Source organism: Metamycoplasma hominis ATCC 23114 (assembly GCF_000085865.1).
Lineage (GTDB): Bacteria > Bacillota_I > Bacilli_A > Mycoplasmatales > Metamycoplasmataceae > Metamycoplasma > Metamycoplasma hominis.
This window is the reverse complement of sequence record NC_013511.1, coordinates 514481-527472: the sequence shown is the minus strand read 5'-3', so window position 1 is coordinate 527472 and position 12992 is coordinate 514481. Positions and strand designations below refer to the sequence as shown.

Below are 12992 nucleotides of genomic sequence, written 5' to 3'. Positions count from 1 at the left end.
TTAATCTTTTTGTTTTTTATTTGATACCATTTAAATAGTATTATGGAAGAAGAAAGTATAAAGAGTTTTGATGATTTATTAAAAACAATTGATACACCAAACTCAAAAAATATAAAAAAACATAAAAAGTTTTTTAAGATGGGACAACTAACAACCATTCAAGTTTTTAAATATGATGGAACTTTATACAGACAATATGAAGGGGCAAAAATAGTTGCAAATTTAACTGACTTTGTAGTTGTTTTGTTAATGAAAACAAAAGTTTCTGAAAAATCTATCAATTGAGTTGTTTCTGAACCTATTTTGTTTTTCTTTGCTAGAAACAAATTTTATAATGCTTCTATTACATTAAATAAATCTAAAGAAAACTATATTTATATTAATTTAGCAAGCCCTTTTTATATTGAAAATGAAGTAATTAAATATATTGATTTTGATATCGATATTAAAAGTTATGATGATAAAGATTTTAGCGTTATAGATTGGCAAGATTTTAAAAATTCAATTAGTCAATACAATTATTCATTGAAATTAATTTATAAATTGTATGAAGAATTAGATTTTTTATATGAACAAAAGCAAAAAGGAACAGGAGTTTTTTCTAAGAAACTTGTTAACGGCCTTGAAAAGATGTTGCGAGAAAGCGGAGATATATAAAAAAGTGGAATTCCACTTTTTTATTTTATTGATTGTCTTTTTTGTTGCTGTCTTCATCTAAATTTTTTGTATCATTAGAATCTTCTGAATGATTATTTGAACTATTATCTTCAATATTATGTTTCTTTAATTCAGAGTTTAAAGTAGCTTTGTATTTATCTTCTTGAATTTGTTTTTGTCCAGCAACTTCATTAAATAATTCATTGAAATCTTCTTCTGAATATTCATTTTTAAGTTCTTTTTTTGTATTTGTTATTTCAGGAGGTAATTCCATATGTTTTTCTATATATTCAATTTCTTCAGCAACAATAGTTTCTTTAATAATTAATGCGTCTTTAATTAATTCTAACAATTGACGATTTTCTGTAATTATTTCATGTGCTTTCTTTTCGGCAGTTAAAATAATCTTTCTTATTTGTTCATCAATTTCTTGGCCTACTTTACTTGAAAATGAAGAATTTTTCATGTAGTCTCTTCCTAAGAACGGATTTGAAGAATCTTCTTCATATTTAATTGGTCCTAGGTCTGATAAACCTCATTCAGTAACCATTTTTCTAGCAATATTTGTTGCTTTGGCAATATCATCACTTGCTCCAGTTGAAACATTATCTGCTCCATAAATAATTGCTTCAGCTACACGTCCTCCCATGAACGAAGTTATTATAGCTAGTAATTCTGATTTCGAGCGATTGTATTTTTCTTCATCTGGCATCATTAAATTATATCCGCCAGCTTTTCCTCTTGGAATGATAGTTATTTTTTGAACTTTATTTCCGCCTTTAATTTTTATTCCAACAACTGCGTGTCCCGCTTCATGGTAGGCAACTGCAATGTTTTCTTTTTCAGAAATGGTTCTTGATTTTTTAGCAGGGCCGGCAATAACTCTGTCAATAGCTTCATCTATTTGTTCAATAGTTATAACTCCGGTATTTTCTCTAACACTTAATAAAGAGGCTTCGTTAATTACATTTTCAAGCTGTGCTCCAGAGAAACCAGGTGTTCTTCTTGCTACCATAGCAAAATTAATATTGCTTGCAATTCTTTTTCCATTAGCATGTAATTTTAAAATTGCTTCTCTTTCTTTTATATCAGGTAGTCCAACGGTAATAGTTCTATCAAAACGTCCTGGTCTTAATAAAGCAGGGTCTAGAACATCGGTTCTATTTGTAGCTGCCATTATTAAAATACCACTATTTTCTTTGATACCATCCATCTCTACTAGTAATTGGTTAAGGGTTTGTTCTCTTTCATCATTACCTCCACCAATTCCAGCTCCACGAGATCTACCAACAGCGTCTAATTCATCAATGAAAATTATTGCGGGAGCATGAGAGCGAGCTTCAGAAAACATGTCACGAACTCTTTTTGCACCCAATCCAACAAACATTTCAACAAAATTTGATGCCGAGATGAAGAAGAATGGAACGTTTGCTTCTCCCGCTGTTGCTTTGGCAATTAAAGTTTTACCAGTTCCTGGAGGGCCTCCTAGTAATATTCCTTTTGGAATTCTAGCACCGGCTGCTTCATATTTTTTAGGATTTTTAAGATAATCAACTAATTCTTTTACTTCTTCTTTTACTTCTTCATTTCCAGCAATGTCAGAGAATTTTTTATTTGAATATATTCTTTGTGCTAATGATTTGTTTGTATCAATACCGCCAGTTAGCATTCCTCTTCCCTTACCAAAATACATTGCCATAATGATAATAATAAATGCTAAGCCAACAAAAGCAGAGAAAGCGGGAATTATATATTTGCTTGCAATGCTTGGTTTTGGCATTGAACTTGCAACAATATTTCCTAAAACTTGACCATTAAATGTTGCACATGAATTCAATGCTTCTATATATGATTTTCCACTTAAACCTGCTCATACAGGCAATTCTTGAAATATTGAACGACCTATATAGCCTCCATTTTTTACTATAAAACTATAAGAATCGCCAATAAAATAATTATTTCCAATTAAGGATCTTAAAAAACTATTTGTACCTCTAATAGTGATATTTATTGTATCGTTATAAGGGTCTTCAACTCATGAAGAAATATAATTTCCATCATTTTTGTTAGCAGTTCCTCTAATAACTCTTTCTAGAAAATTTAAGGTTTGAAAGTTAGACATTCTTTCTTTAACAACATCACTGATAATATATCCCAATGTTATCACTGCAATAATTGCAAATAAAATTCCAATTATTCCAAACAAACCAATTTTCCTAGGTTTTTTTTCTTTTGGATTGTTCATTTGTCCTCTCTATTTGTTTATAATTCAATATGTAAATTATAATAAAATTACTTAAATATTAGTAAATTTTTAATTTTATGAATATATTGTTCATCGTTTAATTTAAAATTTTTTGTTCTATTTTGTGAAAATAAAAAATCTTTAATTCCATGTATCTTATTTAATGAAAGTTTTAAATTGTTATAAAAATGATTTAATGTATAAAACAATAACTGGTCAATATAAACAAAATTCTTATCTAATTTATCAACATTGAATTGATTATTTTTTCAATTTTCAAAACTTTCTAAAACTTGTTTTTCAATATGTTCATTTTCAATATTTTTATTGACAAAAAATTGATATTTATTTTGTTTTTGCTCTGGATCTAATTTCTTTAAGTTCGATCTAATTTTATTTCTAGTGTAATGAGTTTCGGCATTGGTATAATCAGTTGCAAATAATATTGAATATTCATTGCAAAAGTCTATAATTTCTTGTTTAGTTCATAAATTTAACATCGGTCTAAAAATGACGTTATTATTTAGTATGCTAAGTTGCTTAATACCCCAAAATAAAGGTTTTCTGTTTGAATTTTCTTGCATAATAGATGATTCTAAAAAATCATCTTTTTGGTGAGCAAGGAGGATATAGTCACATTGATATTTTTTAGAAATTTCAAAGTAAAAATCATATCTTTCTTTTCTGGCAATAGCTTGGAAGTTACCACTAGAATATTTGTTATGTAATGAGAGTATTTCTAAAGGGATATTGTTATCAGCACAGAATCGTGAAACCAATGATTCATCATAATTGCTATCATATCTTTTGTTGTAGTTTACATGTGCAACAACAATATTCAATGATTTAAGCAAATTAAGTAGCCACATTGAATCAGGGCCACCACTTACTCCGATTAAAAATTTTTTATTGGTATTAATATTGTATTTATTAAATTCATTTAATAAGTCACGTTGTAATTCAACTAAATTATTTGTTTTCACGATATAGTTCACCACTAAATTTATTCATAACAAATCTAATATCATTACTAATAAAAGAAATTAATGCATCGGAAGCAATGTCAATTATTTTTTCAATTGTGCAAAAATCTTGATAGCTAAATTTGCCTAGAACATAATTAATTACATTCTGACCACGTCCAATTCCTATTTTTAATCTTTTTATTTCATCAGTTTTTAATTTAGCAATTATATCTTTCATTCCATTATGTCCACCAGACGAACCTTTTTGTCTAATAACAGCTTTTCCAACTGGCAAATCTAAATCATCATATACAATGATAATGTCATCATCTACAATATTGTAATAATCCTTTATTGCTCTAACAAAATCACCGCTATTATTCATAAAGGTTAACGGTTTGGCTAAAATAACTTCTTTGTCAATGTAATAAATTCCATTAAACTTTTTTTCAGTTAAGGGAGTATGCAATTTTTCTGCTAGTTTGTCAATTACCATAAAGCCTGTGTTGTGGCGTGTTTTTTCATATTCAACACCAGGATTTCCAAGTCCAACAATTAATTTCATTATTCGTTCCTCCATAAATATTTAATATTGGTTATTCTATTTGAATCATCATCATTATTTATACCTGTTATCAAAGCTTCTTTTTCTCCAATAACAACACAATATTTTTTTGCTCTAGTAATAGCAGTATAAATAAGTTTTTTGGATAATAATTTTTTAGCCTCTGAAAATAATACTACAATAACGCATTTACATTCACTACCTTGATATTTATGAACGCTTGTGCAATATGCAGGGTATGTATTAGCAAAAAAATCTTTTCTAGAATAAGAGACAGTTTTTGAATCATTTTCAAATTCAACAGAGATACTTGCTAAAACCTTTTCAAAAGAATTTTTTTTGTTTTCAAAGCCAAAGTGAGATATATAACCGATTTCTCCATTAAACACTTTTGTTTTTGGATCATTAACTAAATTTATTACCTTATCATCAATGGCCAAAACATGGTCTCTATATTTTATTTGTTCATTGCCATCTAATTTTCTAAAGAAATTATTTAATGTTTCATTTATTTGGTCAATTCCCGTTTCGTAATTATATATTGGACTTAAAATTGCAATATCACGCTTGCTATAGCCTTGTTGCAATAAGTCATTTAATTTAAAGAGTAACATTGACTTTAGATCACTCTGTTTCGTTTCAATAAACTGAGAATTATTTCCTTTAAATTCGGGTAGTTTGCCTTTATTAATATCTAGAGCATCTTGAATAATGTCAAAATTTTCTGCTTGTCTAAAAATTTTACTTAAAACAATTGTTTGAAAAATATTGCTTTCTATAAAATCCCTAATTAAATAACCAGCGCCAATGGCAGGCAATTGATCTTTGTCGCCAACTAATATAATTCTTTTCAACGAATTCTTTTTTATTCCTTTAAGTAGTGAATAAAACAAATCAACACTTACCATTGAAAATTCATCAATTATTAAACATTCAATCGGTTTTGCATTTTTTTCATTAATCATGAATTTGTCATTATCAACGTCCCATTCTAAAAAACTGTGTATAGTAACTGCATTTGTTTTTTCTTGAATATTGTTTATGTTGATAGTTGCTCTACCTGTTGGTGTGACTATTGCCAAATCATCTTCATCATAAACTGAAAGCAGTTGTTTAATTATTTCATTAGTTATCAATGTTTTTCCAGTGCCGGGGTTTCCTGTGATCAATGTCAATTTGCTAGTTAGTGCTGTTTCAATTGCTTGAAGTTGCAAAGGGTGGAACATTTCACTTGGCATAAAATTAATGAATTTTGGGTTTGAAGAAGATTCAATATGTTTCAATCTTTTGACAATATATTTTTCCATATCAAACACATCTTTAGCACTAAGGTATGTACCATCTTCGTATTCAATCTCGATTAAATATTTATTTTGAACCAATAATTCAACGCTATTATTGAATGTTTCAACATCCCTAGGTCATTCAGTGTCTTGGCTTGCAAAGTTTATTAGTTGGTCGTATAAATAATCTTTTAAAATTCTAGTGTTTCCAGAATTATATAGATATTTTAAAAATGATTTGTACAAGTGGGTTGCAGGCTTAAAAGGGTGTTCAAATTTGTTAAAGATATTATGTAATTTGTCCATATCTTCAAGTGAGATACGTTCATTGTCTAAATAAAATAAGTAAAAGTTATCTTTGTAAGCATCTATAAAATCTTTAAAATGTTCAAATTTCTTAGCAACTATTTCATACAAAGAAGGCGTTAAATTATTTGTTAAAAAGAACATTTGATCCTCAATTAATGTTGGATTATTTTTAATAAATTCAACAGCATAGTTTCATGTCAATTCTGATATTGAATATTTTGAATAATCAATTGAATTATCCTCAACCATTTTTTTTAAAGCATCGATCCCTAAATCTTTTACAATTAATTTTGCTTTTTCTTCGCCTATACCAGGAAAATGACTACTTTTTAAAAATTTAATAACATAGTTTAGTTTATATTCTTCATCTTCGTTTATTTCAATAACGTCTATTGCAATATAACTATTTGGATATTTTGAAAAACTATTTTTAGAGACTGATATTTCATAAATGTGGCTGTTTAAAGTAATGTTTTTTTCAGAAAATAAATTGTTTTTTAAAGTTACTGAAATACAGTTGTATTTATTAACTTTAACAGGATTCAAACCATCATTAGAAGATACTAAAAATGAAACTATAACAACTTGACTGTCAGTAGATGTTCACATTATTTTATTAAATTTACCTTGAATATTGCTATTTTGTAACATATTTAAAATTTTAACAAATATAAGAATTTGGTTATCAATAATAATTAATTATTGTTTTATATATAAAATAAGCAAAAGTTAAATATATTTAACAAAAATTAAGTATTTCATTTATTTAATAATATTGTAAAATATAATAGCATTTAAAAAGTAAAAGAGGATTAAAAATGTTAGATTTAAAATATATTATTAGTAACAAAAATGAAGTTATTAAAAAACTATCAACACGTAATTTCAATATTGCTATTATCGAAGAAATTTTTGAAGACGCTCAAAAAAGAAATGAATTAATTCATAATTTAGAAACTTTGCAAGCTAAAAGAAATAAATTAAGTGAACAAATTGGAATTAATAAGAGAAACAAGCAAGATTGCTCGGAATTATTACAACAAGTTGCTGAAGTTAAAGAACAAATCGAAAAAATTGATGAAGAAGCCGACACATTGGTAAAGAAAGTCAATACATTACTATACCAAATTCCTAACTTGCCATATGATGAAGTTCCTGTGGGAAGAGATGAAGATGACAACGTAGTTTTAAAAGAACATCCAAATTTAGGAAGAGGGTTAGTAAAAGGCGTATTGCCTCATTATGAAATAGCAACAAAATTAGATATTGTTGATTTTGTTAGATCAGTGAAGTTAGCAAGCACAAGATTTGTTTTATACAAAAATGATGGTGCTAAATTAGTAAGATCCTTAGCCTCTTTTATGCTTGATACGCACATTGCAAATGGATATAAAGAATTAATGCCTGCCCATTTAGTTAATTCAAATATGCTTTATGGAACGGGACAATTGCCTAAATTTGCAGAAGATTTATTTAAAATGCAAGGCAATGACCTTTGATTAATACCAACTGCAGAAGTTCCAGTTACAAACTATTATTATGACGAAATTTTAGATTTGTCTAAACCAAAGAAATTTGTTGCATATACAAAATGTTTCCGTTCAGAAGCAGGAAGTAGTGGAAAAGATACAAAAGGTTTAATTAGACAACACGAATTCCATAAAGTCGAACTTGTAAAAATAACCAGTGAAAAAGATGCAATGAAAGAATGAGAATTGATGGTAAATGATGCCAAAAGTATTCTTGAATTGCTTGAAATCCCATACCGTGAAATGATGCTTTCAACTGGCGATATTGGATTTAGTTCAGCAAAAACTATTGACCTAGAACTATGAATTCCATCAGAACAAAGATATAGAGAAACAAGCTCAATTTCTATATGCAGAGATTTCCAAGGTCGTAGGGCAAAAATTAGATATCGTGATGAAAATGGTCACACAAAATATGCGTACACAATGAATGGTTCAGGCTTAGCTATTGATAGAGTTGTTGCTGCTATTTTAGAAAATTATCAAAACCCAGATGGTTCAATCACAATTCCAAAAGTTTTAGTTCCATACATGGGTAAAGAAGTTATTAAATAATATTTTAAAAATGTTGTTTCAATAGACAACATTTTTTTATTTATTTCTATATCAAATAACATCAAGGATTTTTTTAAAATCTTCAAAGCAATATAACTAAAAAATTAGGCCTAGTTGAAGCCTAATTTTTTTTGTTTTGAAATTAATAATTTTTATTAGTATTCATGGGTTGTGATATTTAAACTATCCACTACAATATATTTGTCGCCTTTTTTAGCACCATATTCGCCTAAAATTTTATAAGCAGCATTGTGATTGTTTTTGATTAATGCTCTTACTGCTTCTGAATGTTTTTCACAGAATACACCAGCAGTAATTCCAAAGCTTCAAACCAATCTATTGTCGCTAACAACTCCAACAATAAATGCATTTGGTCTATACTTAGCAACTTCTTTTAATAGTTTTCCGGTGTGACTTAATATAATGGCAAATTTGTATTCACCGCTTTGAAGGATTTTGGCAACTTCATAAGCAATTAGCATTCTTGAAGTAGGATGATTTGCTACTTTTTCTATTTGTTTGCCATAGAATAATTCATTGTAATATTCTTTTTCTGCTCTTTTTGCAATTTTAGACATAACTTTAACTGCTTCAACAGGGTATTTACCACTTGCAGATTCTCCAGATAACATTGTTGAGTCTGCACCTAATTCAACTGCATAATAAACGTCAGTAACTTCCGCTCTTGTTGGAATAGGGTTGTTTTCCATTGAATCTAGCATTTGAGTTGCAACTATTACTTCCTTGCCAACTAATCTACATTTACGAATTATTTTCTTTTCGTAGTAAGGAACATCATAGTAAGGAATTTCAAGTCCAAGGTCTCCCCTTGCAACCATAATTCCGTCTGAAGCTTCAATTATTTCATCAATGTTATTGATTGCCATCTTAGATTCAATTTTTGAAATGATTTGAATATTTTCTCCACCATTTGCGTTTAATATGTCTCTAATTTCTTTTACATTTTTAGCAGAATTTACAAATGATGCTGCAATATAATCAACTTTGTATTTTGCACCCCATATAATATCGTCAATATCCTTTTGACTTAAAAAAGGAAGTGAGAAGTTAACACCAGGAATGTTAATTCTTTTATTAGTTTTTAAGAAATGTTCATTAACTGTTTCAACAATAATTTCAAATTTTTTAATATCCTTTACAGTTGTAACTAATTTTCCATCATCAATTAAAACTTTATCCCCTATTTTAAGATCGTTGTCCATTCTATATGAAACAGTAATTTGATCTTGGGTGCCTAAAAAATTCTTGTATGAATTTTCATCTGTTTTAATTTTTAGAATATGATTTGCAGGGATTGTAACTCCATCATTTTCCATTTTTCCAACTCTAATTTCAGGGCCTTTTGTGTCAAGCATTAATGAGATTGGAACGTTTAGTTCTTTTGAAATTTGTCTTGCTATTTCAAATTTATTAACATGAGTTTCAGGACCGCCATGTGAAAAATTGGCTCTAATTGTAGTAACTCCAGCTTCAATTAAACTCTTCATTGTGTCATAATTATCTGAAGAAGGGCCAATTGTTGCAACAATTTTAGTTCTTAGTTCATTAAATTTCATATTACCTCTTTTGTTAAATAAATATATAAATCTAACATATTAATTTTATCACACAGGAGGCCAAAAAAATCAATAGAAAGCCCGCCAGGCAATATAAAGTCTATTAATGCATTGAAAGTTAATAAATTTAAATTCATTATTGTAATAAAATAATAAGTGAGTAAATTAATAGTAAAATTACTTATCTAACTTATTAAAACATTAATTATTTTTATTTAAAATTAAAATCAATTTAAAAAATAAGTATGAGATTCAAATTATTGTTGTTATTGCTAAAAAGGAGTACTAATTATGCAAGAACAAAAATTTAATAGAATATTTTTTATAGTTACAGATGGTCTTGGCATTGGATATGAACCACGCCAAGCTGAATTTCATGATGAAGGTGCAAATAGCATGTTGCATGCATCAGAAGCATTGCCACTAGAAATTCCTACATGAACAAAATTAGGAATTACTGAAATAGCAGAAACTTCAAAACATGTGCCAAGAAATAAAAAACCATTGGCATATATGGGAAAAATTTATGAAATGTCAAATGGAAAAGATACATTGACAGGACATTGAGAAATGATGGGAATTTATACAAAAGTTCCAAACCCACAATTCATTGAAAAAGGTTTCCCTGCTGATTTAGTCGCAGAATTATCAAAAGCGTTTGATAATAGAAAAATTATTGGAAATAGAAATGCATCAGGTACAGTTATATTGGCCGAATTAGGTTTGCAACACATTGAAAAAGGAGATATGATAATTTACACTTCTCCTGATTCGACATTGCAAATTATTGGGGATGAAAAAACATTGGGTGTTGAAAAACTAACTGAATATGCAAAGAGAGCAAGAGCAATTTGTTCATCAAGACCTGAATGAAATGTAGCAAGAGTTATTTCACGTCCATTTGTTTATGAAAATGGAAAGTTCACCCGTACATTCAATCGTCATGATTTTGCTAATAAACCAACAGGACATATTATTCTAGAAGATTTACAAAAAGCAGGCGTTGAAGTAGTTGCTGTTGGTAAAATTAATGATATTTTCAGCCATGTTGGTATTGACAAAGTTTATGGACCAGCTTCTGATGATGAAAATATGGATGTTGCAATCGACATTGCTTCATCAAACACCAAAAATCAATTTGTATTTGTAAATCTTGTTCAATTTGACAGCCATTTTGGACATAGAGAAGACCCAATAGGATATTCACAAAATATTTCAAGGCTAGATATTAAATTAACAAAATTGATAAACGCAATGAAATCAGATGACTTGTTAATTATAACTTCTGACCATGGAAATGACCCAACAAAAGGCCCTGATCATACAAGAGAAGCATTGCCATTGACAATATTTTCAAAGAAATTCAAATCACCATGTGTATTTAAAGAACCTTTGAAAGGCTTGGGAACTGCAGGAAATATTGTTGCAAGAAATTTCAATGTTCCAACCGTTCAAACAGGTGAAGATATTTTTGATAAATTAATCTAAAAAATAAATTAAAGCACATTGTGCTTTTAATTTTATCTTTTTTATTTATAATTAATTACATGAAAAAATTAGATAAAATAACACCACAAAATGAAGATTTTGCGCGTTGATATACTGACGTTATCCAAAATGGGGATTTAATGGCATATGGTGCAACAAAAGGATGCATTATTTTTAAACCATTGGCATATTCTATTTGAGAAAATATTCAAGCAAAAATGGATATTGAATTTAAAAAGAGAGGCGTTCAAAACGTTTATTTACCTCTTTTAATACCAGAAAGCTTATTGCAAAAAGAAAAAAATCATGTTGAAGGATTTAACCCTGAACTTGCAACTGTTACTGAAGTAGGCGGCAAAAAATTGGCAGAAAAGTTTTTTATAAGACCAACTTCAGAAACGTTGTTTGCTGATTTATTCAAAAATGAAGTTTCATCTTACAATGATTTGCCAATAATTTATAATCAATGAGTTAATGTTTTAAGATGAGAAAAAACAACAAATCCATTTTTAAGAACAAGGGAATTTTTGTGACAAGAAGGTCATACTATTCATTCAAGTAGTGAAGAGGCCATTGAATTTGCGAAGACTATGCACAAGGTTTATAAAGATGTTATTGAAGAAAATTTAGCAATTCCAGTAGTAGAAGGCTGCAAAACGGATCATGAAAAATTTGCTGGCGCAGATATAACATACACCTTAGAATCAATGATGAAGGACGGAAAGGCACTTCAATCAGGTACTAGCCACTATTTAGGACAAAATTTTACTAAGGCATTTGATATAACATTTAAAAACAATGAAAATAAATTAATCAATCCTTATGGTACCAGTTGAGGGACAACAACAAGATTAATTGGCGCGCTAATTATGACTCATGGTGATGATCGAGGAATAATCATTCCACCTAAAATAGCAAGAACTCAAGTTGATATATTAGAAATTTTTAATTCAAAGGATGAACGAGTTCACAAACTTGCCCTTGAATTAAAAGATGCTTTATTAGCAAAAAATATTGTTGCAAACATAGATTCTTCAAACAAAGGTCCAGGTTTTAAAGCAGCAAATTCAGAAATTCATGGTACACCATTGAGAATAGAAATCGGTCCAAAGGATATTGAAAATAATAGTGTATTATTCGTTAGACGTGATAATCTAGAAAAAATTACTTCAACAATTGCTGAAGCAGCAAATATTGCTAGTCTCTTATTGCAAAAAATACAAGACAATTTATTTGAAAGTGCTAAACAACGCTTACAAAATAATATTGTAACTGTCAATAGTTATCAAGAATTTAAGGAAGCAATTGCTGCGGGTCACTGAGTGTATGCTGCATTTGATGGCAATGGTGATGATGAAGTAAAAATTAAAGAAGAAACAGGAGCATCAACAAGGTGTATTCCATTTAAAGAACCAATAAAAGTTTCAAATGATACTTGTTTTTGAACTAATAGAAAAACAAAAAGATTTGTATTATTTGCAAGAGCATATTAAAGGAGAAAATATTATGTATAAAACTATTGAATTAGTTGAAGAATTCAAAAAGAATGAATATTTAGAAGGAAAATCAATTGTTGCATTTAGAGCAGTTTGATGTGGTCCATGCCAAATGATTGGCCCAGAATTAGAAAAATTAGCAGAAGAAAATTCAGATGTTAATGTTTTTGATTTGGACGTAGATAAATTCATTGATTTAGCAAGAGAAATGAATGTATCTCATATTCCATCGTTATTTTATTATAGAGACGGTAAGTTAGTTTCTCAAAGTGTAGGATACTTGCCAGTTGAAGAAATTTTAAACAATTTAAATAAGTAGGAAA

10 protein-coding genes are annotated in these 12992 nt (G+C 28.6%); 5 read left to right on the top strand and 5 right to left on the bottom strand.

Features of this window, described 5'->3' with window-relative positions:
* The first annotated feature begins 42 nt into the window (after positions 1 to 42).
* On the top strand, positions 43 to 657 hold the full coding sequence (locus MHO_RS02380) for a DUF402 domain-containing protein (protein WP_020002555.1): 615 nt from the start codon (positions 43 to 45) through the stop codon (positions 655 to 657).
* A 25-nt stretch (positions 658 to 682) separates the two neighbouring features.
* Here MHO_RS02380 and ftsH read toward each other — a convergent pair whose 3' ends face one another.
* From ftsH to MHO_RS05715, 4 genes are read right to left on the bottom strand one after another with little or no spacing between them, the layout of a single operon-like run.
* The gene (ftsH, locus tag MHO_RS02375; RefSeq protein WP_012855697.1) at positions 683 to 2902 is read right to left on the bottom strand and encodes an ATP-dependent zinc metalloprotease FtsH; all 2220 of its coding nucleotides are present in this window, start codon (positions 2900 to 2902) and stop codon (positions 683 to 685) included.
* 47 nt (positions 2903 to 2949) lie between these two features.
* The gene (tilS, locus tag MHO_RS05720) at positions 2950 to 3885 is read right to left on the bottom strand and encodes a tRNA lysidine(34) synthetase TilS (protein ID WP_012855696.1); all 936 of its coding nucleotides are present in this window, start codon (positions 3883 to 3885) and stop codon (positions 2950 to 2952) included.
* On the bottom strand, positions 3872 to 4432 hold the full coding sequence (gene pth, locus MHO_RS02365) for an aminoacyl-tRNA hydrolase (protein ID WP_012855695.1): 561 nt from the start codon (positions 4430 to 4432) through the stop codon (positions 3872 to 3874). The genes tilS and pth overlap by 14 nt, the downstream gene beginning before the upstream one ends.
* Entirely contained in the window at positions 4432 to 6675 is a 2244-nt protein-coding gene (locus MHO_RS05715; RefSeq protein ID WP_012855694.1) for an ATP-dependent DNA helicase, read from the bottom strand. The genes pth and MHO_RS05715 overlap by 1 nt, the downstream gene beginning before the upstream one ends.
* 167 nt (positions 6676 to 6842) lie before the next feature.
* On the opposite strand from MHO_RS05715, the gene serS reads away from it, so the two are divergent.
* Positions 6843 to 8108 (top strand): serine--tRNA ligase, encoded by a 1266-nt coding sequence (gene serS / locus MHO_RS02355; RefSeq protein ID WP_012855693.1) that lies wholly within the window; start codon positions 6843 to 6845, stop codon positions 8106 to 8108.
* Positions 8109 to 8263: 155 nt separating this feature from the next.
* Here serS and pyk read toward each other — a convergent pair whose 3' ends face one another.
* A complete protein-coding gene (gene pyk / locus MHO_RS02350) occupies positions 8264 to 9685 on the bottom strand; it encodes a pyruvate kinase (protein WP_012855692.1) in 1422 nt (473 codons plus the stop codon).
* A gap of 291 nt (positions 9686 to 9976) precedes the next feature.
* On the opposite strand from pyk, the gene MHO_RS02345 reads away from it, so the two are divergent.
* Genes MHO_RS02345 through MHO_RS02335 form a run of 3 tightly spaced genes read left to right on the top strand, consistent with a single transcriptional unit; the run spans position 9977 to position 12988 of the window.
* A complete protein-coding gene (locus tag MHO_RS02345; protein ID WP_012855691.1) occupies positions 9977 to 11173 on the top strand; it encodes a phosphopentomutase in 1197 nt (398 codons plus the stop codon).
* A gap of 59 nt (positions 11174 to 11232) precedes the next feature.
* The gene (proS, locus tag MHO_RS02340) at positions 11233 to 12666 is read left to right on the top strand and encodes a proline--tRNA ligase (protein WP_012855690.1); all 1434 of its coding nucleotides are present in this window, start codon (positions 11233 to 11235) and stop codon (positions 12664 to 12666) included.
* Positions 12667 to 12679: 13 nt separating this feature from the next.
* Complete coding sequence (locus MHO_RS02335; RefSeq protein WP_012855689.1) at positions 12680 to 12988, top strand: thioredoxin family protein; 309 nt, start codon at positions 12680 to 12682, stop codon at positions 12986 to 12988.
* Positions 12989 to 12992 lie beyond the last annotated feature (4 nt).